We start from the raw sequence: 25,263 nt of genomic DNA, 5'->3' as shown, positions 1-25,263 counted from the left end.
ATGCAGGAGAAGGGATTGACCGTCGGCGCGCTGGCGCTGGGTGTGGGGCTGGCGCTCGGCCTGCCCGCCGCGGCCCAGCAGGCAGCCGATACGCTGGCGCCGGAGATCGCCAGCGGCAGCGAGGAAAGGACGGTCGTCCCGGCGCGCCGGCAGATGGTGGCGGCGGCCAACCCGCTTGCCGCGGAGGCCGGGCTCGAGGTGCTGCGGCAGGGCGGAAGCGCGGCGGACGCGCTGGTGGCCGTGCAGACCGTGCTCGGCCTCGTCGAGCCGCAATCCTCCGGCCTCGGCGGCGGTGCGTTCCTCGTCTGGTACGATGGGGAAAGCGGCGAGATCACCACCTTCGACGGCCGCGAGACCGCACCCATGGCCGCCTCGCCCGACCTTTTCCTCGACGAGGAGGGCGAGCCGCTCGCCTTCTTCGACGCCGTCATCGGCGGCCGCTCGGTGGGAACGCCGGGTACGGTGCGGCTGATGGAGACAGTGCACGAGCGCTATGGGAAGCTCGACTGGGCGAACCTCCTGACGCCGGCCATCGAAGTGGCCGAGGAGGGCTTCGCCGTTTCGTCGCGGCTTCACACGCTGATCGCCAACGACCGGGGCAAGCTCGACCAGGAGGAAGCGGCGCGGGCTTATTTCTATGACGCGGACGGCGAACCGCTCGCCGAGGGCACGCAGCTCAAGAACCCGGAATATGCGGAGACGCTGCGGGCGATCGCGGAGGGCGGCTCCGAGGCCTTCTATACCGGCGAGATCGCCGAGAAGATCGTCGCCGCAGTGCAGGACCACCCGACCAATCCGGGTCTCCTCAGCCTCGAAGACCTGGCGGCCTACGAGGTGAAGGAGCGGCCGGCCGTCTGCGCGCCCTATCGCGGCTACGAGGTCTGCGGCATGGGACCGCCCTCCTCCGGCGCTCTGACCGTGGGGCAGATCCTCGGCATGGTCTCGCATTTCGACCTTGCGGCGCTCGGGCCGGACGACCCGGAAAGCTGGCGCATCATCGGCGATGCCACGCGCCTCGCCTTTGCCGACCGCGGGCTCTACATGGCCGACAGCGACTTCGTCTCCATGCCGAAGGGGCTTTTGAACCAGGACTATCTGGAGAGCCGCGCCGCACTTCTGCGCCGGCCGACGGCGCTTGCCGAAGACGAGGTCGAGGCCGGCTCGCCGCCCTGGGACAAGGCCGAACTCAGGCTTCCCGGCCTCGAGCCCGAGCGCCCGTCCACCTCGCATTTCGTCATCGTCGACGAAGACGGCAACATCGCCTCCATCACCACCACCATCGAGAACGGCTTCGGCTCGCGGCAGATGGCGGCGGGATTCCTGCTCAACAACGAACTCACCGACTTCTCCTTCGCGCCCGACAGCGACGGCGAGGCGGTGGCCAACCGGGTGGAACCGGGCAAGCGCCCACGCTCCTCCATGGCACCGACGATCATCCTCGAAGACGGAGAACCCGCCTTTGCGCTCGGATCGCCCGGAGGCTCGAACATCATTCCTTATGTCGCCAACGCGATCATCGCGCTCATCGACTGGGACATGGACATGCAGCAGGCGATCTCCCTGCCGCACCTGACCAACCGCTTCGGCACCTACGCCGTGGAAGCCGGCACGCCTGCCGAAACCTTCGCCGACGAGCTTGAAGCGCTCGGCTTCGAGGTCGACATCACGGACCTCACCTCCGGCCTCCACGGCGTCGCATTCACGCCCGAAGGACTGGAAGGCGGCGCCGACCCACGGCGCGAAGGCGTGGCTATAGGCGACTGAGGCCAGGGCCGGTCCTTAGCACTCCGAAAGGGCCGCCTCCGCGGCCCTTTCCTTTCTGCATCTACAGCGCACCGATCCAGGTGGCGACGACGACGATGAAGGAGCTGACGGCAACCAGCGAAGCAACATCCTGAATGAGATCGGCCATGGGACTCTCCTGTGGATAAGCGCCAAATGATCTTGATATGATCCTTATATGTTCTAGTTATGTTCATGTCAACGAGGTTGCCGATATCTGCGGCGGAGCCGGCCGGGAGCGTTAACGGCGGGTAAAAAGGGCGTCCCGTGGCCGGGGACGGAGGGTCTGGAGTATAAGGGAGCGGGACGCTCGGGATGAACCGGGCGCCCGAAGACAGGCACGGAGCGGCAAAGACGCGGGCGCGGAGGTCGAACGGGTGAAGGTCAAACGGATTGTCGCCAACATCGGCACCGAGGACGTCGCGGCAGCGCAGCGCTTCTATGGAGACGTGCTGGGCCTCGACGTGCTCATGGATCATGGCTGGATCGTCACCTACGGTACGCGCGAAGAGGCGCGTACCCAGGTCAGCTTCGCCGTCGAGGGCGGCTCGGGAACGCCCGTGCCCGACCTTTCCATCGAGGTGGACGATCTGGAGGCGGCGCTGGAGCGCGTGAGGAAGGCGGGATTTGCGGTGGAATACGGGCCGGCGGACGAGCCCTGGGGCGTGCGGCGGTTTTTCGTGCGCGACCCGTTCGGCAGGCTCGTCAACATCCTCATCCATGCCTGAGGCGGGACGCTGTGGATTGTTGAAGCTGCGCATCGTGCCTTCCGAAAGCCGATTCCGGTTTTCGGGCCTATGCGCTAGCGGACACCGGCGCCTAGATCATTTCACCGTTTCACGGAAACGATGAAATGATCTAACCTTTTGATTTTACGCAATTCCGAACGGAAACCCGGTTTCCACTTTTCCTGGAATTGCTCTATGCCGGCATGTCCACCACCTTGCCTTCCGAAAGCGTCACGCGGCGGTCCATGCGGGCGGCGAGGCCTTCGTTGTGCGTGGCGATCAGGGCGGCGAGGCCGGACTGGCGCACCAGCGCCTCCAGCGCCTCGAACACGTAGCCCGCCGTCGTCGGATCGAGGTTCCCCGTCGGTTCGTCGGCCAGAAGAACGAGCGGCGCGTTGGCGACGGCGCGGGCGATGGCCACGCGCTGCTGCTCACCGCCGGAAAGCTCGGCCGGCCGGTGGGTGGCGCGATCGCCGATCTTCATATAGGCGAGAAGCTGGTCCGCCCGTTCCATCGCTTCGGCCGGTTGGAGGCCGGCGATGAGCTGCGGCATCATCACGTTTTCCCGAGCGGAAAATTCCGGCAGGAGGTGGTGGAACTGGTAGACGAAGCCGATCTCGCTGCGGCGGATCGCCGTGCGCCTGTCGTCCGAAAGGCCGGCGCAGGACTGGCCGTTGACGACGACGTCGCCGCCGTCGGGATGCTCCAAGAGGCCGGCGATATGCAGGAGCGTCGACTTCCCCGTGCCGGACGGCGCCACCAGCGCCACCATCTCGCCGGGCGTCAGCGTGAAATCGGCGCCGCTGAGGATGGTCAGTTCCTTCGGCCCCTGCACATATCGGTGTTCGACTGCTTTGAGTTCCAGCACGCTGTCGGCCATCTATTCCTATCTCGAACTATTCGTATCTCAGGGCTTCGACGGGATCGAGGCGCGAGGCGCGCCAGGCGGGAAAGAGCGTGGCGAGGAAGGACAGCAATAGCGCCATCAGCACCACGGAAAACGTCTCGCCCGTCTCCATGTCGGCCGGCAGTTGGCTGAGGAAATAGACTTCCGGATCGAAAATCGTCGTGCCGGACAGCCAGGAGAAGAACAGGCGGATCGATTCCACGTTGAGGCAAAGCAACGTGCCGAGGATGAAGCCGGCGATCGTGCCGGCGACACCGATCGCCGCCCCCGCCATCAGGAAGATGCGCATGATGGCACCGCTGGTCGCCCCCATGGTGCGCAGGATGGCGATGTCGTGCCCCTTGTCCTTCACCAGCATGATCATGCCGGAAATGATGTTCAAGGCCGCCACCAGCACGATCATCGTCAGGATCATGAACATGACGTTGCGCTCCACCTCGAGCGCGGAGAAGAAGGTTTGGTTGCGCTGGCGCCAATCGCTGATGGAGACCGGGCGCTGGGCCGCTTCCTCGACCAGCGGCCGCAGCGCGTCCACGTTGTCGGGGTCGTCGACGAAGACTTCGATGATCCGCGCCAGGCCCTCCACGTTCAGGTAGAGCTGTGCTTCCTCGATGGGCATATAAACGAGGGAGGCATCGTATTCCGACATGCCGATCTCGAAGATCGCCGTCACCGGATAGGACTTGACGCGCGGCGTCGTGCCGAAGGGCGTGACGTCGCCTTCCGGCGAGACCAGCGTAATGGGATCGCCAAGCGCAATGCCCAGCGTCTGGGCGAGGCGCGAGCCGACCGCCACCCCCTCCCCGGCGGCGAAATCGATCAGCGAGCCGTGGCGGATGTGCTCTGACACGAGGTCCATCTCGGTGAGGTCCTCGGCGCGCACGCCGCGGATGAGGGCGCCGGTGCCCTGGCCGCTGCGCCCGCTCGCCAACACCTGCCCCTCCACCAACGGGACGGCGAGCTTGACGCCCGGCACTTCAGCAATGCGCCCGGCAACGGCTTCGTAATCGTCGAGCGGCAAATCGACCGGCTGCACGATCAGGTGGCCGTTGACGCCGAGGATGCGGGTGAGCAGCTCGGCGCGGAAACCGTTCATCACCGCCATGACGACAATCAGGGTGGCCACGCCCAGCATGATGCCGATGAAGGAGATGGAGGCGATGACGGAAACCACCGCCTCCTTGCGCCGCGAACGCAGATAGCGCCAGGCGACGAGACGTTCGAACCGCGAGAAGGGCCCGGCCTCTGCGTTGGCGTTGACGCTGGCTTCCGCGGTCGCGCTCATGCGCTGGCGCCGAACCTGTCAGCCACCGATGCAACCGGCATCGCCTCGCGTTCACCGGTGGCGCGGTTTTTCACTTCCACCTCGCCGCCAGCCACGCCGCGCGGGCCGACGACGATCTGCCAGGGCAGGCCGATCAGATCGGCGGTGGCGAATTTGGCGCCGGCGCGCTGGTCGGTGTCGTCGTAGAGCACATCCCGGCCAGCCGCCGTCAGCCCGGCATAGAGTTCCTCGCAAACGCGGTCGCACGCCGTATCGCCCACCTTCATGTTGACGAGCGCCATGTCGAAGGGCGCGACACTTTCCGGCCAGATGATGCCGTTGTCGTCGTGGCTCGCCTCGATGATGGCGGCCGCGAGCCGGCTCGGCCCGATGCCGTAGGAGCCCATGGAGACGAAATGCTCCTGCCCGTCCGGCCCCGTAACGCTGGCCTTCATGGGTTTGGAATATTTGGTGCCGAAGTGGAAGATATGGCCCACCTCGATGCCGCGCGCGGAAAGCCGCTTGTCCTCCGGCACGTCGGCCCAGGCCGCCTCGTCGTGCATGTCGTCCGTCGCCGCATAGGGCGCGGTCCATTCGGAGACGATGCCGGCGATCTCGGCGTCGTCGGCGAAATCCACATTCTCCCCCGGCACGGAAAGGCCGAGGAAGTCCTTGTGGCAGAACACCTCGCTCTCACCCGTTGTGGCGAGGATGATGAATTCGTGGCTCAAGTCGCCGCCGATGGGGCCCGTCTCCGCGCGCATGGGAATGGCCTGCAGCCCGAGGCGCGCGAACGTTCTCAGGTAGGCGACGAACATGCGGTTGTAAGCCGCCTTGGCGCCTTCAAAATCCAGGTCGAAGGTGTAGGCGTCCTTCATCAGGAACTCGCGCGAGCGCATGACGCCGAAGCGCGGGCGCACCTCGTCTCGGAACTTCCACTGGATGTGGTAGAGGTTCAGCGGCAGGTCCTTGTAGGACTTCACGTAGGCGCGGAAGATGTCCGTCACCATCTCTTCGTTGGTGGGGCCGTAGAGCATCTTGCGCTCGTGCCGGTCGGTGATGCGCAGCATCTCCTTGCCGTAGTCGTCGTAGCGGCCGCTCTCCATCCAAAGGTCCGCCGACTGGATGGTGGGCATCAGGATTTCGTGCGCGCCGGCACGGTCCTGCTCCTCGCGGACGACCCGGCACACCTTGTCGAGGACGCGCTTGCCCAAGGGCAGCCAGGAGAAGCTGCCGGCGGCCTGCTGGCGGATCATGCCGGCGCGCAGCATCAGCCGGTGCGAGACGATTTCCGCCTCGCGGGGATTCTCCTTCAGGATGGGCAGGAAGTAGCGCGACAGTCGCATGAACCGGTCCGTGAGCATGAGGGGGCGGAATCATCCCCGCCAGAGATATCGTCAGGCTTCTTAGCTATTTCATGACGGGTTGAAAACCCGGCGCTTACCCCACCTCCCCCGCCCTCTGCGTGACCAGCCGGCGAACGAGAAGGCTAAAGTGGTAACTGGGCTGTGGTAACGCAAAATTTTTCGTGACATTGCGTCGAAACTTAGTCTAATGTACCCATCACAAAATAAGAGAGCGGAAGCTTAATCCGCATCTCATTACGCGGTCAAAAGTCTTGGGAGGATACGGTCCTGGCGCGGGCAATCGCAGCCGCCGTTTAACGAAACGGAAACGGATCGGACGCGTTTAGTTGCAAGGCCTGGTGCCTTGCATTTTTTTTGGGGGCATACGCCCGCTTCCCTCCCCAGAAGTCCTGGCCTCCCCAGAAATCCTGGCCTCCCCAGAAGTCCGATGCTCCTTAGAAGTCCGGCACGATGCGCGGGATATCGTCGAAGGAATAGCCCAGCACGCGCGTGACGACGTAGAAGACTGCGACGACGGCTGCCGTCAAAAGGGTCGCGCGGACGACCGCCCGCAGCATATGGGGGCCGCGCGGGGCACTCGAGGTCGTGCCGAGAACGACATTGTTCTCGTCGTCCTGGGTGCGCAGGCCGACCGGCAGCGAGACGAACAGCATCACCCACCAGACGATGAAGAAAACGGCGGCGAGCGATATCCAGGTCATTCGGGTGTCTCCGTTGCGGGCACGGCGCGGATGCCGGGCGCTTCCAGCCCGGCCTGCCAGCAGACCGAAAATAGCCGTTCGGGCGGCGATTTTAAAATGCCGGCGGCGCGGCGTGCCGTCACACCTCTTCGAGTTCGACCAGCGTGCCGAAAAAATCCTTCGGGTGGAGGAACAGCACCGGCTTGCCGTGGGCGCCGATCTTCGGCTCGCCGTCGCCCAGGACGCGCGCGCCCTCCGCCAACAGGCGGTCGCGGGCGGCGAGGATGTCGTCCACCTCGTAGCAGATGTGGTGCATGCCGCCGGCCGGGTTCCTTTCCAGGAAGCCGGCAATGGGAGAATTCTCGCCGAGCGGCTCCAAAAGCTCCACCTTGGTGTTGCCGAGATCGATGAAGACCACCGTCACGCCATGCTCGGGCAAGGGTTGCGGCGCGGAGACCCGCGCGCCCAGCGTATCCCGGTAGACCGCCGCGGCGGCGGTCAGGTCGGGCACTGCGATCGCCACGTGGTTGAGCCTGCCGAGCACCCGCCTCCTCCTCTACTGGGTCACGAAGACGGTCACGATCGGCTTCTTGCCCCAGGCGTCGTTGGCGGCGGCGCGGACGGCCCGGCGCACAGATTCGGCCACCAGGTCGAGGTCCTTGCGGCGCTGGCGCGGGATGCTGGAGACGGCGCCGACGGTAGCCTCCAGCATGATCTCCTCCAGCGGCTCGCCGCGCGCATCCACTTCCGCCACGCCGAGGGCGACCAGATCCGGATCGCCCGCGAGATCGTAACGATCGTCGAGCACGACGTTGACGGCGACATGGCCGGCGAAGGAGAGCTTGCGCCTTTCGCGGACGCCCACCTCCTCATCGGTGCCGATAATCTTGCCTTCCTTGAAGATGCGGCCGAAGGGCACCTGGTCGATTATCTCCGCGGCACCCGGCGCCAGCCGCAGCATGTCGCCGTTCCTCACCTGCGCCACCTCGGGGATACCGGACATGGCGCCCAACGCGCCGTGGGCGACGAGATGCGCCGCCTCGCCGTGGACCGGCACGAGGATCCGCGGCTTCACCCAATCGTACATTTGCTTGAGCTCGCTGCGGCGCGGATGCCCGGAGACGTGGACGAGCGCATCCTTGTCCTCGATCACCTTGACCCCCTGCTCGATGAGCTGGTTCTTGATCGCCAGGATCGCCTTCTCGTTGCCGGGGATGGTGCGCGAGGAAAAGACCACCGTGTCGCCCGGCGACAGCGCCACGTTGCGCATCTCGTCACGCGCCAGCTTGGCAAGCGCGGCGCGCGGCTCGCCCTGGCTTCCTGTGCACAGGATAACGGCGTTCTCGCGCGGGATATAGCCGAAATCCTCTTCAGGAAGGAACGGCGGCAGGCCTTCGAGGTAGCCGAGCTCGTCCGCCACCTCGATAACGCGCTGCAGCGAGCGGCCGAGCACGAGCACCTGCCGTCCGGTGTCCCGCGCGGCCTCGGCGACGGAGCGGATGCGCCCGACATTGGAGGAGAAGGTGGTGACGGCGACACGGCCGCTCGCCTTCTCGATCACCTCCCTGATCCCCTCGCCCACCGCCTCCTCGGACGGGGATTCACCCTCGCGCATGGCGTTGGTGGAATCGCAGATGAGCGCCAGGACGCCGGCCTTGCCGAGCGCGCGGAAGCGGGCTTCGTCCGTCTTGGGCCCGAGCGCGGGCGCGGGGTCGAGCTTCCAGTCGCCGGTGTGAATGACGGTGCCCGCGGGGCTGGTGATGGCGAGCGACACGGGCTCGGGAATGGAATGGGTGACCTCGACCGCCTCGATGGAAAAGGGGCCGACGGTAAAGGTCTCGCCGGCCTTGAAGATCGTCACGGGGATGTCCGGCGCGTTCTGCTCACCGGCGCGCTTGGCCTCCAGCAGGCCGGCGGTGAACGGCGTCATATACACATCGACCTTGAGGCGCGGCCAGAGATCGAGAAGCGCACCGTAGTGGTCCTCGTGGGCATGGGTGATGACGATACCGGCAAGGTTCTCCACCTCACCTTCGATGAAGCGGATATCGGGTAAAACGAGGTCGACGCCCGGCAGATCCGGCCCCGGAAAGGTGACGCCGCAATCGACGATGATCCACGTGCGCTTCTGGCGCGGGCCATAGCCGTAGAGCGCGAAATTCATGCCGATTTCGCCAACCCCGCCGAGCGGGCAAAACACCAGTTCTGCTTTTTCCGATGCCACGTCTACTTCCTTGTTCTTTCGTTACGCGCGCGCTGACGCCACCGCGCCGAAATGGACATCGCCGGCGGCGATCCGCAGGCGCGAACCGTCGTCCTCGCGGATAACGAACCGGCATGCTTCGTCGATTGTTTCGAAGATACCCCGCACGACCCGCCCGTCGACGCGCACGGAGACCGCGCCGCCGAGGCCCGCAGCGCGCTTCAGCCACCGCTCGCGGATAGCCGCCAGGCCACGCCCGCCGTTCCACAGGCGCATATTGTCGACCCAGGCATCGGAAAGCGCCAGGAATAATTCTCCCGCATCCGCCCTGGCACCGAGCCTCAAAAGCGATGTCGCGGGATAGGGAACGTCCTCGGGGTATGAGACCACGTTGACGCCGATGCCGATGGCCAGCGCCAGGCGATCGCCTTCGATCATCGAGGACTCCAGGAGAATCCCCGCCAGCTTCGCCCCGTCCGCCAGAACGTCGTTCGGCCATTTCAGCTCGAAGCGGTCGCGGCCGGCGTGTCCACCGTCCACACCGAGGTTCACCTTCGCGGTGGGCACCACGGCGGCAAGCGCATCGCCCAGCGCCAGCCCGGCAACGAAGCCGAGGGTGGCGGCGGTTGCCGCGTCCCGCGCTTCGGTGATCATGAGGGTGGCGGCGAGGTTTCCCGGCGGCGTCGCCCACGGGCGCCCTCGCCTGCCGCGGCCGCCCGTCTGCTGTGTCGCTACGACCCAGAGCTTGTTCTGCTCGCCCTCGCGCGCCCGTTCGAGCGCCAGCGCATTGGTGGAACCGACGCTTTCATGCGCTTCCAGCCGATAGCCGGCAGCAAGGGCCGAAGGCGCGAGCGCGAACATCGATCAGAAGAACGTCAACGCCGCGGCTTCCGCCAGACGCCCGACGGGGCCGCCGAAAAACACGTAGAACAGCACGAAGGCGCCGGAGAGCCCGAGCACGAAGCGCAGTTCGCCCGCCATCGGCTGGAAGGCGCCGACGGGCTCGTCGAACCACATCACCTTGATGATGCGCAGGTAATAGTAGGCGCCCACCACCGAAGCCAGCACGCCGATGACGGCGAGCCAGTAGAGCTCGGCATTGATGGCGGCCAGGAACACGTACCACTTGGCCCAGAAACCGGCGAGCGGCGGGATGCCGGCCAGCGAGAACATGAGGATGGTCATGATGGTGGCCATCATCGGGTTGGTGGCCGAAAGACCCGCCAGATCGTCGATCTGCTCGACATTGGTCTCGTTGCGCCGCATGGCCAGGATGAAGGCGAAGGTGCCGAGCGTCATCGCCAGATAGATCAGCATGTAGATGACGACGCCGCGCACGCCCTCCGGCGAGTTCGCCGAAAGGCCCACCAGCGCGTAGCCCATATGGCCGATCGAGGAATAGGCCATCAGCCGCTTGATGTTGCGCTGGCCGATGGCGGCGAAGGCGCCAAGCAGCATCGAGGCGATGGAGATGAAGACGATGATCTGCTGCCAGTCGAAGGCGATCGGCTCGAAGGCGCCCATCACCACGCGCACGAGAAGCGCCATGGCCGCCATCTTGGGGGCGGCGGCGAAGAAGGCGGTGACGGGCGTGGGGGCGCCCTCATAGACGTCCGGCGTCCACATGTGGAAGGGCACCGCCGAGATCTTGAAGGCAAGACCCGCCAGCACGAAGACGAGGCCGAAGACCAGCCCGAGCTGGCGCTCGCCGCCCGAAAGGGCCGCAGCGATCGCCTCGAAGCCGGTGTTGCCCGTGAAGCCGTAGATCAGCGTGATGCCGTAGAGCAGCATGCCGGAGGAGAGCGCGCCAAGGACGAAATATTTCAGCCCCGCCTCCGTCGCCCGCACGCTGTCGCGGTTGATGGCAGCGACGACGTAGAGAGCCAGCGACTGCAGTTCCAGCCCGAGATAGAGCGAGAGCATATCGTTGGCCGAGATCATCAGCATCATGCCCAGCGTGGAGAGCATGATGAGGACCGGGTATTCGAACTTGTCGAACTTCTCGGCTTTGGCGAAGCCCACGGACATGATGAGCGTCACCGCCGCTCCCACCAGCGTCAGGAGCTTCATGAAGCGGGCGAAGGGATCGTTGACGAAGGCGCCCTCGAAGGCCTCGCCATAGGCCGGGAAGACGATGATCCAGGCGATCGCCGCCAGCAGCAGCGCGACGGAAAGGCCGGTGACGGTGGTATTTGCCCGCTCGCCGGAGAAGACGCCGACCATCAGGAGCGCCATGGCGCCCAGCGCCAGCGCCAGTTCGGGAACGGAAAGGATCAGGCTCGAGGTCAGATCAAACGTCATGCGAGGTGTTCCCGTTCAATTGGATGCAGCGCCGGACTGGGCCATGTCGAAGGACACGCTCACCTGGTTGAGCAGCGCTTCCACCGATGTCGCCGTGGCATCGAGCAGCGGCGCCGGATAGACGCCGAAGAAGATGACGAGGGCAACGAGAGGATAAAGGATCGTCTTTTCACGCAGCGACAGGTCGGCAAGGCCCTTCAGACTCTCCTTGGTCAGCGCGCCGAAGATGACGCGGCGATAGAGCCACAGCGCATAGGCCGCCGACAGGACGACGCCGGTGGTGGCGAAGAAGGCGACCCAGGTGTTGACCTGGAAAGCCGCAAGCAGGGTGAGGAACTCGCCGACAAAGCCGCTGGTGCCCGGCAGCCCCACATTGGCCATGGTGAAGACCATGAAGGCGACCGCGTATTTCGGCATGTTGTTGACGAGCCCGCCATAGGCGGCGATCTCGCGCGTGTGCATGCGGTCGTAGATGACGCCGACGCACAGGAACAGCGCCCCGGAGACCAGGCCATGGCTGATCATCTGGAAGATGGCACCCTGCACGCCCTGCTGATTGAGCGCGAAGATGCCCATGGTGACGAAGCCCATATGGGCAACGGAGGAATAGGCGATCAGCTTCTTCATGTCGGCCTGCATCATCGCCACCAGCGAGGTGTAGATGATGGCGATGATGGAGAGCGCGAAGATGAAGGGCGCAAGGTCCATGGAGGCGACGGGAAACATGGGCACCGAGAAGCGCAGGAAGCCATAGCCGCCCATCTTCAGGAGAATGCCGGCCAGGATGACCGAGCCCGCCGTCGGCGCTTCCACATGGGCGTCCGGCAGCCACGTGTGCACCGGCCACATGGGCATCTTCACCGCAAAGGAGGCGAAGAAGGCGACCCATAGCCAATACTGCATATTGGCCGGGAAGACGTGGGTGAGCAGCGTCGGGATGTCGCTCGTGCCCGACTGCCAGAACATGGCCATGATGGCGAGCAGCATGAGCACCGAGCCCAGAAGCGTGTAGAGGAAGAACTTGAAGCTCGCATAGACGCGGCGCTTGCCGCCCCACACGCCGATGATGATGAACATCGGGATGAGGCCGCCCTCGAAGAAGACGTAGAACAAGACGATGTCGAGGGCGCAGAAAACGCCGATCATCAGCGTTTCCAGGATCAGAAACGCGATCATGTATTCCTTGACGCGGGTATCGATCGATTCCCAGCTCGCCAGGATGCAGAACGGCATCAGGAAGGTCGTCAGAATGACGAAGAGCACCGAGATGCCGTCGACGCCCATGTGGTAGGAGATGCCGGCATCCAGCCACTCCCGCTTCTCCACCATCTGGAAGCCCGGCACCGAGGGATCGAAGCCGATCCACACGAACAGCGACAGGATGAAGGTGAAGACGGTCGTCAGCAGCGCAACGTTGCGGATGTTGCGGCGCGCGCCCGCCCCGTCATCCCGGATCATCAGGATGAGGAAGGCGCCGACGAGCGGCAGGAAGGTGACCGTGGAAAGAATAGGCCAGTCGGTCATTTAGAAGGAACTCCCGAGCATCATCCAGGTCACGAGGGCGGCGACGCCGATCAGCATCGCAAAGGCATAGTGGTATAGGTACCCGGTCTGCATCTTGACCACGCGGTTGGTGACGTCGATGACGCGGGCGGAGATGCCGTCGGGGCCGAAGCCGTCGATCAGCCAGCCGTCGCCCCTCTTCCACAGGAAGGTGCCGAGGCGCTTCGCCGGGTTCACGAAGAGGAAGTCGTAGATCTCGTCGAAGTACCACTTGTTGAGCAGGAAGGCGTAGAGCACGCGCTGCCGCTTGGCGAGCTCCTTGGGGCTTCCCGGCGAGCGGATGTAGAACTGCCAGGCGACGAAGAGGCCGAGCAGCATGGCGGCGAACGGCGACAGCTTCACCCACAGCGGCACGTGGTGGAACTCCTCCAGGATCTCATTCCCGGGCAGCGTGAAGAGCGCGCCTTTCCAGAAGTGGTCGTATTCGTCGCCGACGAAGAAGCCTTCGAAGACGACGCCGGCGAAGACCGCGCCGGCGGCCAGCAGGAACAGCGGCACCAGCATGACCAGGGGCGATTCATGCACGTGGTGCATGACGTCGGCGGAAGCGCGCGGCTTGCCGTGGAAGGTCATGAAAATGAGACGCCAGGAATAGAAGCTGGTGAAGATCGCGGCGACGACCAGAAGCCCGAAAGCGATGGGCGCCACCGCGTTGTGCGCAACGAAGGAGCCCTCGATGATGGCGTCCTTGGAGAAGAAGCCGGCAGTACCGATGATGGTGCCGGGGATGCCGACGCCCGTCAGCGCCAGCGTGCCGGCGATCATCATCCAGTAGGTCTGCGGGATCAGCCTGCGCAGCCCACCCATCTTGCGCATGTCCTGCTCGTCGGAAACGGCGTGAATGACGGAGCCGGCGCCCAGGAACAGAAGCGCCTTGAAGAAGGCGTGGGTGAACAGGTGGAAGATGGCGGCGCTATAGAAGCCGGTGCCGAGCGCCACGAACATGTAGCCGAGCTGCGAGCAGGTGGAATAGGCGATGACGCGCTTGATGTCGTTCTGCACCAGGCCGACGGTGGCGGCGAAGAAGGCGGTGAAGGCGCCAACCGCCGTCACCACCGCGAGCGCCGTCGAGGACAATTCGAAAAGCGGCGAAAGCCTGGCCACCATGAAGACGCCGGCCGTCACCATGGTTGCGGCATGGATGAGGGCGGAGACGGGCGTCGGACCCTCCATGGCGTCGGGCAGCCAGGTGTGCAGCGGCACCTGCGCGGACTTGCCCATGGCGCCAAGGAACAGAAGCAGGCAGACGACGGTCAACGCGGCCTGGTTGGTGAGTGCGTAGCCGAGGAAATTGAGCACCGGCTCGCCGGCCTCGCCCTCGGCGGGCAGGAAGGTGGCGGCGTTGGCGAAGATGGTGTCGAGATTGATCGAGCCGAACAGCACGAAGACGCCGAAGATGCCGAGCGCGAAGCCGAAGTCGCCGACACGGTTGACGATGAAGGCCTTTATTGCCGCGGCGTTGGCCGAGGGCTTCTTGTACCAGAAGCCGATCAGGAGATAGGAGGCGAGACCGACGCCCTCCCAGCCGAAGAACATCTGCACCAAATTGTCCGCCGTCACCAGCGCCAGCATGGCGAAGGTGAAAAGCGACAGATAGGCGAAGAAACGCGGCCGGTGCGGGTCGTGGTGCATGTAGCCGATGGAATAGATGTGCACCAGCGAGGAGACCGTGTTGACGACGACCAGCATCACCACCGTCAGCGTATCGATCCTCAGCGCCCAGTCGACGTCGAGCGCGCCCGAGGAGATGAAGCGCAGCATGGGAACGGTGAAAGCCTCGCCATCGCCAAGGGCGAAGGTGAAGAAGGCGATCCAGGAAAGGAGCGCGGAGATCACCAAGAGGCCGGAAGTGATATATTCCGCCCCCTTGGCGCCGATCGAGCGGCCGAAGAGCCCAGCAATCAGGAAGCCCGCAAGCGGAAGGAAAACGATCGCTTGATACATGAAGGTCCCCTCTTCAGCCCTTCATCATGTTGATATCTTCCACCGCGATGGAGCCGCGGTTACGGAAGAAGACCACCAAGATGGCAAGGCCGATCGCGGCCTCGGCCGCGGCGACTGTGAGAACGAAGAGCGCGAAGACCTGGCCGACCAGATCCCCCAGCACCGCCGAGAAGGCGATGAAGTTGAGGTTGACGGCAAGCAGGATGAGCTCGACGGACATCAGGATGATGATGACGTTCTTGCGGTTCAGGAAGATGCCGAACACGCCGAGCGTGAACAGGATGGCCGAAACCGTCAGATAGTGCGCGATGCCGACTTCCATCGTCAGATCCCTTCGCCCGTTTCCACGTTGCGGATTTCGATGGCCGTCGCCGGATCCCGCGCGACCTGGGCGGGAATGCTCTGGCGCTTCACATTCTCCTTGTGACGCAGCGTCAAGACGATGGCGCCGATCATGGCGACCAGAAGCACGAGGCCGGCGATCTGGAAGAAGAAGATGTAGTCCGTGTAGAGAATGTCGCCCAAGGCCGCCGTGTTCTGCCGCTCGGCGATTGCCGGGGCCGGCTTGGCGATCTCGGCCGCGATCTCCGGCGTGAAGACGTAGCCGCCGAGCACCACCACCAGTTCGACGGCGAGGATGATGCCCACCGTGGCGCCGATAGGCGCGTATTGCAGGGCGCCCTGCTTCAATTCCGCGAAATCGACGTCGAGCATCATGACGACGAACAGGAAGAGCACGGCGACCGCGCCGACATAGACGATGAGCATGATCATCGCCAGGAACTCGGCGCCCGTCAGCAGGAAGAGCGCCGCCGCGTTGAAGAAGGTGACGATCAGGTAGAGAACCGAGTGAACGGGGTTGCGCGCGGAAATGACCATGAAGGCCGCCGCGACCGCGATGAAGGCGAACAGGTAGAAGAATATCGCCCCGAGTCCTGTCAGCATCGATTCCCTCGATATTTGCCTTGGCCGAGACTGCCGCCCCGGCTGGTTTTCGCCCGCCGGGTTGCCGACAAGCCGTTTGCTCTTAGACGAGTTCATCGTTTCATGGAATCGATGAACTGGTCTAACTCGTTGTTTGTTGCAATTCCGGACGGAAAACCGGTTCCCACTTTTCCTGGAATTGCTCTAGACGAGCGCCCCGCCCTCGTCCACTCTTCGACCCCTCACCGGTACGGCGCGTCCAACGCGATGTTGCGCGCCAGTTCGCGCTCCCACCGGTCGCCGTTGGCCAGGAGCTTCTCCTTGTCGTAGTAGAGTTCCTCGCGCGTCTCCGTCGCGAACTCGAAATTCGGCCCCTCGACGATGGCGTCGACAGGGCATGCCTCCTGGCAGAAGCCGCAGTAGATGCACTTCACCATGTCGATGTCGTAGCGCACGGCGCGCCGCGTGCCGTCGTTGCGGCGCGGGCCCGCCTCGATGGTGATCGCCTGCGCCGGGCAGATGGCCTCGCACAGCTTGCAGGCAATGCAGCGCTCCTCGCCGTTGGGGTAGCGGCGCAACGCGTGCTCGCCGCGGAAGCGCGGGGAGATCGGCCCCTTCTCGTGCGGATAATTGATCGTGTATTTCGGCGCGAAGAACTGGCGCATCGACAGGATGACGGCGCCGACGAATTCCTTCAACAGGAGGCTTTTTGCGGCTTGAGTGAGAAGTGACATCGTCATTCTCCGGCAAGGGTGGACTGGACCGTCATGAAGCGTCTCATGCCAGGCCCGTGAATTTGAGGAACGCCGCCGTCGCCGCCACCATGAAGAGCGAGATCGGCAGGAACACCTTCCAGCCGAGCCGCATGAGCTGGTCGTAGCGGTAACGCGGCACGAAGGATTTTACGAGGGCGAACATGAAGAAAACCATCGCCACCTTGAGCACGAACCAGAAGACGCCCGGCACCCAGGTGAACGGTGCGAAGTCGAAGGGCGGCAGCCATCCGCCGAGGAAGAGGATGGTGGTGAGCGCGCACATCAGGACGATGGCGACATATTCGCCGAGGAAGAACAGCAGGAACGGTGTCGAGGAGTACTCGATCATGTGGCCGGCGACGAGCTCGGATTCGGCCTCCACAAGGTCGAAAGGCGGGCGGTTCGTCTCGGCCAGCGCCGAGATGAAGAAGACGATGAACATCGGGAACAGCGCCAGCCAGTGCCAGTCCAGGAAGGTGTTCGGCAGGCCCACCATGGTGCCGATCCCGTCACGCTGAGACAGGACGATGTCCGTGAGGTTGAGCGAGCCGACGGCCAAAAGCACGGTGACGATGACGAAGCCGATGGAGACCTCGTAGGAAACCATCTGCGCGGCCGAGCGCAGGGCGCCCAGGAACGGGTATTTCGAGTTCGAGGCCCAGCCGCCCATGATGACGCCGTAGACCTCCAGCGAGGCGATGGCGAAGACGAAGAGGATACCGACATTGATGTCGGCGATCGCCCAGCCCTCGTTGATCGGGATCACCGCCCATGCGGCAATCGCCAACACGGCAGCCACCACCGGCGCCAGGAGGAAGACGCCCTTGTTGGCGCCGGACGGGATGACCGGCTCCTTGAAGACGAATTTGAACAGATCCGCGAAGGCCTGGAAGAGGCCCCAGGGGCCGACCACGTTCGGGCCGCGGCGAAGCTGCACTGCGGCCCATATCTTGCGGTCCGCGTAGAGAATGTAGGCCACGAAGATCAGCAGCGCGACGATCAGGACGACCGACTGCAGGAGGATCACGAGACCCGGAAGCACATAGATTGTGAAGAAGGTTTCCATGGTCTCGTCTCTACTCGGCCGCCTGTTTCAGTTCGCCGCGCGCAAGCGCGGAGCACTCGGCCATGACGGCCGAAGAGCGCGCGATGGGGTTGGTCAGGTAGAAGTCCTTCACCGCAGAGGCGAACGGTGCCTTCGTAAGCCGGCCACCCAGCTTGGCAAGGGCGGCGACCTCGGCCGGCCTGCCGGCCTCGATACCGTCGATTGCCGCCATATGCGGATGCTCCTCATAGAGCCTGGCGCGCAGCGCGGCCAGCGAATCGAAGGGCAGCTTGTGGCCGAGCACGTCCGACAGCGCCCGCAGAATGGCCCAATCCTCCTTCGCATCGCCCGGCGCGAAGCCGGCGCGGTTGGTCATTTGCACGCGGCCTTCCGTGTTCACGTAGGTGGCCGACTTCTCCGCATAGGTGGCGCCCGGCAGGATGACGTCGGCGCGGTGCGCGCCGGCGTCGCCGTGGGTGCCGATATAAACGGTGAAGGCGTCGCCGATTTGTCCCATATCGATCTCGTCGGCGCCCAGGAGGAAAAGCACGTCCATGGCGCCCATCATGCCGGCGACGTCCTTGCCGCCCTCGCCCGGCACGAAGCCGACATCGAGCCCGCCGACGCGGGCAGCCGCCGTGTGCAGCACGGCAAAGCCGTTCCAGTCGGCCTTGACCGCGCCCACGGCCTCGGCGAGCTTCGCCGCCTGGCCGAGCACGGCGCGACCATCCGAGCGGGCGAGCGCGCCCTGGCCGACGATGATCATCGGGCGCTTGGCTTTCTTCAGAACCGACAGGAATTTGCCCTTGCCGCCGGCAAGCTCGGCCAGCGTCTCGGGTCCGGCGCCAAGGTGCTCATAGTCGTAGCGCAGGTCGCCGCCTTCGCCGATCACGCCGATCGGGAAGGCGCCCATGCGCCAGCGCTTGCGGATACGGGCGTTCAGGACCGCCGCCTCGAAGCGCGGGTTGGCGCCGACGATCAGGAGCGCATCGGCCTCCTCGATGCCCTCGATGGTCGGGTTGAAGATGTAGCCGGCGCGGCCGAGCGCCGGATCGAGCGCTGCGCCGTCCTGGCGGCAGTCGTGGTTGGACGAGCCCAGCGACTGCACGAGCTTCTTCAGCGCGTACATCTCCTCGACGCCCGCCAGATCGCCGGCGATGGCGCCGATCTTCTCCGGCGCGGCCTTGCCGACCGCCCTGGCAACGGCCTCGAAGGCCTCGCTCCAGGTGGCGGGCTCGAGGCGCTTGCCCTTGCGCACATAGGGCCGGTCGAGGCGCTGCGTGCGCAGACCGTCCCAGACGAAGCGGGTCTTGTCGGAGATCCACTCCTCGTTCACCGCGTCATTGTTAAGCGGCAGGATGCGCATGACCTCGCGGCCGCGCGCATCGACGCGGATGGCCGAGCCGACGGCGTCCATCACGTCGATGGACTGGGTCTTGGAAAGCTCCCAGGGCCGCGCCTGGAAGGCATAGGGCTTCGAGGTCAGCGCGCCCACCGGGCACAGGTCGATGACATTGCCCTGAAGCTCCGACGTCATCGCCTGTTCGAGATAGGTGGTGATCTCCATGTCCTCGCCGCGGCCCGTGGCGCCGAGCTCGGAGATGCCGGCGACCTCCGTGGTGAAGCGGACGCAGCGCGTGCAGTGGATGCAGCGCGTCATGATCGTCTTGACCAGCGGGCCGATATACTTGTCTTCCACCGCACGCTTGTTCTCGTGGTAGCGCGAGGAATCGACACCGAAGGCCATTGCCTGGTCCTGCAGGTCGCACTCGCCGCCCTGGTCGCAGATCGGGCAGTCGAGCGGGTGGTTGATGAGCAGGAACTCCATCACGCCCTCGCGTGCCTTCTTCACCATCGGCGTGTTGGTGAAGATCTCCGGCGCCTCCCCGTTGGGGCCGGGGCGTAGGTCGCGCACGCCCATCGCGCAGGAGGCGGCCGGCTTGGGCGGCCCGCCCTTCACCTCGATCAGGCACATGCGGCAGTTGCCGGCGACCGACAGCCGCTCATGGAAGCAGAAGCGCGGGATCTCGGCGCCCGCCTCCTCGGCGGCCTGCAGCAGCGTGTAGTAATCGGGAACCTCGATCTCCGTGCCGTCGACTTTCAACTTCGCCATTATCGCCGTCCGCTAACTGTTTGCTCTTTCAAGCAAAATCTTTTCCTACTCCGCCGCCACCAGCGCCGGCTCGGCGCGGTGGGCATTGCGGGTGAATTCGTCTATGCGCCGCTCGATCTCCGGGCGGAAATGCCTGATCAGGCCCTGGATCGGCCAGGCGGCGGCATCCCCAAGCGCGCAGATCGTGTGGCCTTCCACCTGCTTCGTCACATCGAGCAGCATGTCGATCTCGTGCTTCTTCGCCTCGCCGCGCACCAGCCGCTCCATGACGCGCCACATCCAGCCCGTGCCCTCGCGGCACGGCGTGCACTGGCCGCAGCTCTCGTGCTTGTAGAAATAGGCGAGCCGGGCGATGGCCTTCACGATATCGGTGGACTTGTCCATGACGATGACGGCCGCCGTGCCGAGGCCGGACTTCAGGTCGCGCAGCGAATCGAAGTCCATCGGCGCGTCGATGATCTGGTTGGCCGGCACCAGCGGCACAGAGGAGCCGCCGGGGATGACGGCCAGCAGATTGTCCCAGCCGCCGCGCACGCCGCCGCAATGGCGCTCGATCAGCTCGCGGAAGGGGATCGACATCTCCTCTTCCACCGTGCACGGGTTCTCGACGTGCCCGGAGATGCAGAAGAGCTTCGTGCCCTTGTTGTTGTCGCGTCCGAAGGAGGAGAACCATGCCGCCCCGCGGCGCAGGATGGTCGGTGCCACGGCGATGGATTCGACGTTGTTGACGGTGGTCGGGCAGCCATAGAGACCGACATTGGCCGGGAAAGGCGGCTTCAGGCGCGGCTGCCCCTTCTTGCCCTCCAGGCTTTCCAGGAGCGCCGTCTCCTCGCCGCAGATATAGGCGCCGGCGCCGTGATGGACGATGATGTCGAAGTCCCAGCCGTTCTTGTTGTTCTTGCCGAGGAGGCCCGCCTCGTAAGCCTCGTCGATCGCCGTCTGCAGGGCCTCGCGCTCGCGGATGAACTCGCCGCGCACGTAGATATAGGCCGTATGCGCGCCCATGGCGAAGCCGGCGACCAGGCAACCCTCGACCAGCGTGTGCGGGTCATGGCGCATGATGTCGCGGTCCTTGCAGGTGCCGGGCTCGGATTCGTCGGCGTTGACGACGAGATAATGCGGCCGGTCGCCCTCTTCCTTCGGCATGAAGGACCATTTGAGCCCGGTCGGGAAGCCGGCGCCGCCGCGTCCGCGCAGGCCGGAGGCCTTCATCTCGTTGACGATCCAGTCGCGGCCCTTCTCTAGGAGGGCCTTGGTGCCGTCCCAGTGGCCGCGCGCCTGGGCGCCCTTCAACGAGCGGTCGAAGTGGCCGTAGATATTGGTGAAGATGCGGTCCTTGTCTTGAAGCATCACACTCTCCTCACCGCGGCTTCTTGCCGAAGACGCGCTCATATTCGGCGACACCGCCCTTGGCCAGCGCCTTGGCCTGCTTCACCCAGTCCTCGCGCTCGATGCGGCCCTTGAAGCGCAGATAACCGTCCACCCACGCGCGCTCGGCCTTCTTCCACGCGGCGACCTGTTCGTAGGTGTAGATGCCGAGATCGTTGAGAATTCCTTCGATCTTCGGCCCCACGCCGGAGATCATCTTCAGGTCGTCGGGCTTGGCGGGGCGGCGGATGCCTTGCGGCCTGTTCTTTTCGTCGGCAGCGCGCTTCGGCGGCGATTCGGGCCCGGGCTCGGTCCCGCCCGCGGCCTTCGCCTTCCTCAGCGCCGGCGAGCGCAGCGCCGGCGCCTCGGTCTTCCGTTGCTCGCTGTGGCGGCGGGTGCGCGAGGAAAGCTCCACCTCCTCGGCCACATGGTTGGCTTGAACCGCATCGGGCTTTGGCGCCTTAACGCTCGTCGCCTTCTCGTCTTTGCCCCGCACCTTCACGGGCGACGGCGATTCGACGGCGGCCGAAGTCTCCCAGGCCTCGGTCTGCGGCTTGGCGGCGCGCGACGGCGGCAGATGCGCCGTCTCCGGGCCGGGGTTCTGCCGCTTCGTCCCCCGCCGGCCCCGCTGCGGGAACTTGATGATCGCGCTCTCGTCGGTGAGGCTGGTGAAGCCGGAGGCCGGCGCCGAGGTGAAGCGGTCGACCTGCGGTCCCGGCGTGACGGTATCCCCTTTGCCCGCCTCGAAGGCGTCGATGATCTCCTCCAGCCGCTCCGGCGTCAGGTCCTCGTAGGTGTCCTTGAAGATCATGATCATGGGCGCGTTCACGCAGGCGCCCTGGCACTCCACCTCTTCCCAGGAAAGCGTGCCTGCCTCATTCGTGTGCAAGGGCTCGGGGTGGATCTTCTTCTTGCAGGTCTCGATCAGCTCGCCCGCACCCCTCAGCATGCAGGGCGTGGTACCGCACACCTGCACATGCGCCCGCGTGCCGACCGGCGCCAGCTGGAACTGGGTATAGAAGGTCGCCACCTCCAGGACACGGATCAAGGGCATGTCGAGCATCCGGGCGACATATTCGACCGCCGCCCGCGTAACCCAGCCGTCCTGCTCCTGGGCGCGCATCAGCAGCGGGATCACCGCCGAGTGCTCACGCCCCTTCGGATACTTCTTGATCGTCTGCTTCGCCCAGGCCTCGTTCGCCCTGGTAAAGGCGAAGCCCTGCGGTTGGACGGCTTCGTCTGCGAGACGGCGCACTGACATTATCTGTCTACCTCACCAAACACGATGTCGAGGGAGCCGAGCACGGCGGCGATATCGGCAAGAAGGTGGCCGCGACACATGAAGTCCATCGCCTGGAGGTGGGCGAAACCGGGCGCCCTGAGCTTGCAGCGATAGGGCATGTTGGTGCCGTCGGAGACCAGATAGACGCCGAACTCGCCCTTGGGAGCCTCCACCGCCGCATACACCTCGCCGGCCGGCACGTGATAGCCTTCCGTGTAGAGCTTGAAGTGGTGGATGAGGGCTTCCATGGAGCGCTTCATGGCGCCGCGCTTGGGCGGCACGACCTTGCCGTCCTCGTTCGACACCGGCCCGGCGCGCTCTGTGCCAAGCAGCCGCTCCACGCATTGCCGCATGATGCGGGCCGACTGGCGCATCTCCTCCATGCGCAGGAGATAGCGGTCGTAATTGTCGCCGTTCTTGCCCACCGGGATGTCGAACTCCATCTCGGGATAGCACTCGTAGGGCTGGCTCTTGCGCAGGTCCCAGGCAGCGCCCGAACCGCGCACCATGACGCCGGAGAAACCCCACGCCCACGCATCTTCGAGGCTGACGACGCCGATATCGACATTGCGCTGCTTGAAGATGCGGTTGTTGGTCAGAAGCTCGTCGAGGTCGGCGACCGTCTTCAGGAACGGATCGATCCACTTGCCGATGTCTTCCACCAGCTTTTCCGGCAAGTCCTGGTGCACGCCGCCGGGGCGGAAATAGGCCGCGTGCATGCGCGAGCCGGAGGCGCGCTCGTAGAACACCATCAGCTTCTCGCGCTCCTCGAACCCCCACAGAGGAGGCGTGAGCGCGCCGACGTCCATGGCCTGCGTGGTGACGTTCAGAAGGTGGTTCAGGATGCGGCCGATCTCGGAGTAGAGCACGCGGATCAACTGCCCGCGGATCGGCACGTCGATGCCCAAAAGCCGCTCCACGGCAAGCGCGAAGGCGTGCTCCTGGTTCATCGGCGCCACATAGTCGAGCCGGTCGAAATAAGGCACGGCCTGCAGGTAGGTCTTGTGCTCGATCAGCTTCTCGGTGCCGCGGTGCAAGAGCCCGATATGCGGATCGACACGCTCGACCACCTCGCCATCCAGCTCCAGCACAAGACGCAAGACGCCATGCGCAGCCGGATGTTGCGGGCCGAAGTTGATGTTGAAGTTGCGGACCGAGGTCTCAGGCACGCGACACCTTCCTAACCAGCTTGATCACTGTTTCGCCTTCTCGTCCCCTGGCAGGACGTAGTCCGTCCCTTCCCACGGCGACAGGAAATCGAAGTTGCGGAACTCCTGGCGCAGGTCGACGGGCTCGTAGATCACGCGCTTGGCATCGCCGTCGTAACGCACCTGCACGAAGCCGGTCAGCGGGAAGTCCTTCCTGAGCGGATGCCCCTCGAAGCCATAGTCGGTGAGGATGCGGCGCAGGTCCGGGTGATCGGTGAAGAGAACGCCGTAAAGGTCGTAGATCTCGCGCTCGTACCAGTCGGCGGCCGGAAACACCTCGACCACCGAGGGCACCGGCGTGTCCTCGTCCGTCGACACCTTCACACGGATGCGCTGGTTCTGGCGCGGCGAAAGCAAGTGATAGACGATCTCGAAGCGCTTCTCGCGCGCCGGGTAGTCGACGCCGGAGATGTCGATGAAGGCGAAGAACTGGCACTGGACGTCCGTCTTCAGGAAATTCAGGACATCGATGATGTCGCCCGCCTCCACGAACAGGGTGAGTTCGCCATAGGCGACCATGGCGTCCTGGATCTGCGCGTCGAGCTTCTCGGTGATGTAGGCCGCAAGGTCCTTCAGGGCTTCGCTCATTTGGCCCTCCTACCGCTCGATGGTGCCGGTGCGGCGGATCTTCTTCTGCAACAGAAGAATGCCGTAGAGCAGCGCCTCGGCGGTCGGCGGGCAGCCCGGCACATAGATGTCGACCGGCACGATGCGGTCGCAGCCGCGCACCACCGAATAGGAATAGTGATAATAGCCGCCGCCGTTTGCGCAGGAGCCCATGGAGATGACGTAGCGCGGCTCCGGCATCTGGTCGTAGACCTTCCTGAGCGCCGGCGCCATCTTGTTGGTCAAGGTGCCGGCGACGATCATCACGTCGGACTGGCGCGGCGAGGCGCGAGGCGCGATCCCGAATCGCTCCGCGTCGTAGCGCGGCATGGAGACGTGCATCATCTCCACCGCGCAGCAGGCAAGCCCGAAGGTCATCCACATGAGCGAGCCGGTGCGCGCCCAGGTGATCAGCGCCTCCGACGAGGTGACGAGAAAGCCCTTGTCGGAAAGCTCTTGGTTGACGTCGCCGAAGAAGGCGTCATTCTCTCCAACCGGATTGCCTGTCCTAGGATCGATGATGCCCCGAGGGTTCGGCGCGACGAGCGTGTCGTTCAATCCCATTCCAGCGCTCCCTTCTTCCACTCATAGATAAAGCCGATGGTCAGCACGCCCAGGAACACCATCATCGACCAGAAACCAAGCCAGCCGATGGCGCCGAAGGAGACCGCCCAGGGAAACAGGAATGCCACCTCGAGATCGAAGATGATGAAGAGGATGGAGACCAGATAAAAGCGCACGTCGAACTTCATGCGCGCATCGTCGAAAGCGTTGAAGCCGCACTCGTAGGCCGACAGCTTCTCCGGATCCGGGTTGCGGTAGGCGATCAGGAAGGGCGCGATGATCAGCGCCGCGCAGATGCCTAGCGCCACGGCCAGGAAGATGACGATGGGTAGATATGAACTCAAGAGACCGTTCATTGTCCGACTTTCCGTTGCCCGCGTGATGCGAGGCTCCGTACTGGGGCGTGTTGCACAGCCGCCGGCATGACCGACCCGCAGCGCGGCAAAGCCCATGTTGCAACGCGGCGAGGGTTAGCGCAGGCGGTCAGGGGACGCAAGTCAAACCTTGGCGAAAATGGGGCGTCAGATGCCCTTCACCGGCAAAGCCCCTAGCCGCCTGCCCACCCCGCGACGCCAGCGACACAGACGGATTTAGGTGCATTCGAGCCCCACTTGAACCGTTGCCGCCCCCAAAAGCAGCACTTTTTGTCAGGAGCGTTT

23 protein-coding genes are annotated in these 25,263 nt (G+C 64.7%); 2 read left to right on the top strand and 21 right to left on the bottom strand.

Translation table 11 applies throughout. From position 1 onward, the window contains the following. Entirely contained in the window at window positions 1-1,764 is a 1,764-nt protein-coding gene (gene ggt, locus GM910_RS04635; protein WP_159586348.1) for a gamma-glutamyltransferase, read from the top strand. A gap of 395 nt (window positions 1,765-2,159) precedes the next feature. After that, entirely contained in the window at window positions 2,160-2,510 is a 351-nt protein-coding gene (locus GM910_RS04630; RefSeq protein WP_159586347.1) for a VOC family protein, read from the top strand. Window positions 2,511-2,703: 193 nt separating this feature from the next. Here GM910_RS04630 and GM910_RS04625 read toward each other — a convergent pair whose 3' ends face one another. From GM910_RS04625 to GM910_RS04525, 21 genes are all read right to left on the bottom strand, one after another. Beyond that, complete coding sequence (locus tag GM910_RS04625) at window positions 2,704-3,390, bottom strand: ABC transporter ATP-binding protein (RefSeq protein ID WP_159586346.1); 687 nt, start codon at window positions 3,388-3,390, stop codon at window positions 2,704-2,706. A 16-nt stretch (window positions 3,391-3,406) separates the two neighbouring features. Beyond that, on the bottom strand, window positions 3,407-4,702 hold the full coding sequence (locus GM910_RS04620) for a lipoprotein-releasing ABC transporter permease subunit (protein WP_159586345.1): 1,296 nt from the start codon (window positions 4,700-4,702) through the stop codon (window positions 3,407-3,409). Continuing rightward, a complete protein-coding gene (proS, locus tag GM910_RS04615; protein ID WP_159586464.1) occupies window positions 4,699-6,027 on the bottom strand; it encodes a proline--tRNA ligase in 1,329 nt (442 codons plus the stop codon). The genes GM910_RS04620 and proS overlap by 4 nt, the downstream gene beginning before the upstream one ends. Before the next feature lie 455 nt (window positions 6,028-6,482). Next, window positions 6,483-6,749 (bottom strand): DUF1467 family protein, encoded by a 267-nt coding sequence (locus tag GM910_RS04610; protein WP_159586344.1) that lies wholly within the window; start codon window positions 6,747-6,749, stop codon window positions 6,483-6,485. A 118-nt stretch (window positions 6,750-6,867) separates the two neighbouring features. Beyond that, window positions 6,868-7,272 carry a methylmalonyl-CoA epimerase gene (mce, locus tag GM910_RS04605; protein WP_159586343.1) on the bottom strand — a complete coding sequence of 135 codons (405 nt, stop codon included), beginning with the start codon at window positions 7,270-7,272 and terminating at the stop codon, window positions 6,868-6,870. A 12-nt stretch (window positions 7,273-7,284) separates the two neighbouring features. Continuing rightward, on the bottom strand, window positions 7,285-8,892 hold the full coding sequence (locus GM910_RS04600; protein ID WP_159586463.1) for a ribonuclease J: 1,608 nt from the start codon (window positions 8,890-8,892) through the stop codon (window positions 7,285-7,287). Between the two features lie 81 nt (window positions 8,893-8,973). Continuing rightward, window positions 8,974-9,792 carry a biotin--[acetyl-CoA-carboxylase] ligase gene (locus GM910_RS04595; protein WP_159586342.1) on the bottom strand — a complete coding sequence of 273 codons (819 nt, stop codon included), beginning with the start codon at window positions 9,790-9,792 and terminating at the stop codon, window positions 8,974-8,976. A 3-nt stretch (window positions 9,793-9,795) separates the two neighbouring features. Then, entirely contained in the window at window positions 9,796-11,232 is a 1,437-nt protein-coding gene (nuoN, locus tag GM910_RS04590; protein WP_159586341.1) for an NADH-quinone oxidoreductase subunit NuoN, read from the bottom strand. A gap of 15 nt (window positions 11,233-11,247) precedes the next feature. Further along, window positions 11,248-12,756 carry an NADH-quinone oxidoreductase subunit M gene (locus GM910_RS04585; RefSeq protein WP_159586340.1) on the bottom strand — a complete coding sequence of 503 codons (1,509 nt, stop codon included), beginning with the start codon at window positions 12,754-12,756 and terminating at the stop codon, window positions 11,248-11,250. Beyond that, entirely contained in the window at window positions 12,757-14,739 is a 1,983-nt protein-coding gene (nuoL, locus tag GM910_RS04580; protein WP_159586339.1) for an NADH-quinone oxidoreductase subunit L, read from the bottom strand. A gap of 13 nt (window positions 14,740-14,752) precedes the next feature. Continuing rightward, window positions 14,753-15,061 (bottom strand): NADH-quinone oxidoreductase subunit NuoK, encoded by a 309-nt coding sequence (gene nuoK, locus GM910_RS04575; protein ID WP_159586338.1) that lies wholly within the window; start codon window positions 15,059-15,061, stop codon window positions 14,753-14,755. A gap of 2 nt (window positions 15,062-15,063) precedes the next feature. Next, window positions 15,064-15,684 carry an NADH-quinone oxidoreductase subunit J gene (locus tag GM910_RS04570; RefSeq protein ID WP_159586337.1) on the bottom strand — a complete coding sequence of 207 codons (621 nt, stop codon included), beginning with the start codon at window positions 15,682-15,684 and terminating at the stop codon, window positions 15,064-15,066. Between the two features lie 221 nt (window positions 15,685-15,905). Further along, the gene (gene nuoI / locus GM910_RS04565) at window positions 15,906-16,397 is read right to left on the bottom strand and encodes an NADH-quinone oxidoreductase subunit NuoI (RefSeq protein WP_159586336.1); all 492 of its coding nucleotides are present in this window, start codon (window positions 16,395-16,397) and stop codon (window positions 15,906-15,908) included. A gap of 43 nt (window positions 16,398-16,440) precedes the next feature. After that, complete coding sequence (nuoH, locus tag GM910_RS04560) at window positions 16,441-17,484, bottom strand: NADH-quinone oxidoreductase subunit NuoH (RefSeq protein WP_159586335.1); 1,044 nt, start codon at window positions 17,482-17,484, stop codon at window positions 16,441-16,443. Window positions 17,485-17,494: 10 nt separating this feature from the next. Beyond that, a complete protein-coding gene (gene nuoG, locus GM910_RS04555) occupies window positions 17,495-19,576 on the bottom strand; it encodes an NADH-quinone oxidoreductase subunit NuoG (RefSeq protein ID WP_159586334.1) in 2,082 nt (693 codons plus the stop codon). Window positions 19,577-19,621: 45 nt separating this feature from the next. After that, window positions 19,622-20,926: an NADH-quinone oxidoreductase subunit NuoF gene (gene nuoF, locus GM910_RS04550; RefSeq protein ID WP_159586333.1), complete on the bottom strand. Its 1,305-nt coding sequence runs from the start codon at window positions 20,924-20,926 to the stop codon at window positions 19,622-19,624. 10 nt (window positions 20,927-20,936) lie between these two features. Beyond that, window positions 20,937-22,205 (bottom strand): NADH-quinone oxidoreductase subunit E, encoded by a 1,269-nt coding sequence (locus GM910_RS04545; protein ID WP_159586332.1) that lies wholly within the window; start codon window positions 22,203-22,205, stop codon window positions 20,937-20,939. After that, window positions 22,205-23,395 carry an NADH-quinone oxidoreductase subunit D gene (locus tag GM910_RS04540; protein ID WP_159586331.1) on the bottom strand — a complete coding sequence of 397 codons (1,191 nt, stop codon included), beginning with the start codon at window positions 23,393-23,395 and terminating at the stop codon, window positions 22,205-22,207. The genes GM910_RS04545 and GM910_RS04540 overlap by 1 nt, the downstream gene beginning before the upstream one ends. A gap of 24 nt (window positions 23,396-23,419) precedes the next feature. Beyond that, a complete protein-coding gene (locus tag GM910_RS04535; RefSeq protein WP_159586330.1) occupies window positions 23,420-24,022 on the bottom strand; it encodes an NADH-quinone oxidoreductase subunit C in 603 nt (200 codons plus the stop codon). Between the two features lie 9 nt (window positions 24,023-24,031). Beyond that, window positions 24,032-24,604: a NuoB/complex I 20 kDa subunit family protein gene (locus GM910_RS04530; RefSeq protein WP_159586329.1), complete on the bottom strand. Its 573-nt coding sequence runs from the start codon at window positions 24,602-24,604 to the stop codon at window positions 24,032-24,034. Next, a complete protein-coding gene (locus GM910_RS04525) occupies window positions 24,595-24,960 on the bottom strand; it encodes an NADH-quinone oxidoreductase subunit A (protein WP_159586328.1) in 366 nt (121 codons plus the stop codon). Before GM910_RS04525 ends, GM910_RS04530 begins: the two co-directional genes overlap by 10 nt. Window positions 24,961-25,263: the final 303 nt, after the last annotated feature.

The sequence above is a fragment of the Chelativorans xinjiangensis genome (assembly GCF_009812055.1).
Classification (GTDB): domain Bacteria; phylum Pseudomonadota; class Alphaproteobacteria; order Rhizobiales; family Rhizobiaceae; genus Chelativorans; species Chelativorans xinjiangense.
Note: the sequence above shows the minus strand (reverse complement) of the source record. Positions and strands in the feature narration are given on the sequence as shown.

Bases quoted from the DNA above. Each gene is read 5' to 3' on its own strand.
- GM910_RS04545 (WP_159586332.1), bottom strand. From the start codon at position 22,205: ATGTCAGTGCGCCGTCTCGCAGACGAAGCCGTCCAACCGCAGGGCTTC.
- ggt (WP_159586348.1), top strand. From the start codon at position 1: ATGCAGGAGAAGGGATTGACCGTCGGCGCGCTGGCGCTGGGTGTGGGG.
- GM910_RS04595 (WP_159586342.1), bottom strand. From the start codon at position 9,792: ATGTTCGCGCTCGCGCCTTCGGCCCTTGCTGCCGGCTATCGGCTGGAA.
- GM910_RS04625 (WP_159586346.1), bottom strand. From the start codon at position 3,390: ATGGCCGACAGCGTGCTGGAACTCAAAGCAGTCGAACACCGATATGTG.
- nuoL (WP_159586339.1), bottom strand. From the start codon at position 14,739: ATGTATCAAGCGATCGTTTTCCTTCCGCTTGCGGGCTTCCTGATTGCT.
- nuoN (WP_159586341.1), bottom strand. From the start codon at position 11,232: ATGACGTTTGATCTGACCTCGAGCCTGATCCTTTCCGTTCCCGAACTG.
- GM910_RS04620 (WP_159586345.1), bottom strand. From the start codon at position 4,702: ATGAGCGCGACCGCGGAAGCCAGCGTCAACGCCAACGCAGAGGCCGGG.
- nuoI (WP_159586336.1), bottom strand. From the start codon at position 16,397: ATGTCACTTCTCACTCAAGCCGCAAAAAGCCTCCTGTTGAAGGAATTC.
- GM910_RS04610 (WP_159586344.1), bottom strand. From the start codon at position 6,749: ATGACCTGGATATCGCTCGCCGCCGTTTTCTTCATCGTCTGGTGGGTG.
- GM910_RS04570 (WP_159586337.1), bottom strand. From the start codon at position 15,684: ATGCTGACAGGACTCGGGGCGATATTCTTCTACCTGTTCGCCTTCATC.
- proS (WP_159586464.1), bottom strand. From the start codon at position 6,027: ATGCGACTGTCGCGCTACTTCCTGCCCATCCTGAAGGAGAATCCCCGC.
- GM910_RS04585 (WP_159586340.1), bottom strand. From the start codon at position 12,756: ATGACCGACTGGCCTATTCTTTCCACGGTCACCTTCCTGCCGCTCGTC.
- nuoG (WP_159586334.1), bottom strand. From the start codon at position 19,576: ATGGCGAAGTTGAAAGTCGACGGCACGGAGATCGAGGTTCCCGATTAC.
- GM910_RS04530 (WP_159586329.1), bottom strand. From the start codon at position 24,604: ATGGGATTGAACGACACGCTCGTCGCGCCGAACCCTCGGGGCATCATC.
- GM910_RS04535 (WP_159586330.1), bottom strand. From the start codon at position 24,022: ATGAGCGAAGCCCTGAAGGACCTTGCGGCCTACATCACCGAGAAGCTC.
- GM910_RS04600 (WP_159586463.1), bottom strand. From the start codon at position 8,892: ATGAATTTCGCGCTCTACGGCTATGGCCCGCGCCAGAAGCGCACGTGG.
- nuoF (WP_159586333.1), bottom strand. From the start codon at position 20,926: ATGCTTCAAGACAAGGACCGCATCTTCACCAATATCTACGGCCACTTC.
- nuoK (WP_159586338.1), bottom strand. From the start codon at position 15,061: ATGGAAGTCGGCATCGCGCACTATCTGACGGTTTCGGCCATCCTGTTC.
- nuoH (WP_159586335.1), bottom strand. From the start codon at position 17,484: ATGGAAACCTTCTTCACAATCTATGTGCTTCCGGGTCTCGTGATCCTC.
- GM910_RS04525 (WP_159586328.1), bottom strand. From the start codon at position 24,960: ATGAACGGTCTCTTGAGTTCATATCTACCCATCGTCATCTTCCTGGCC.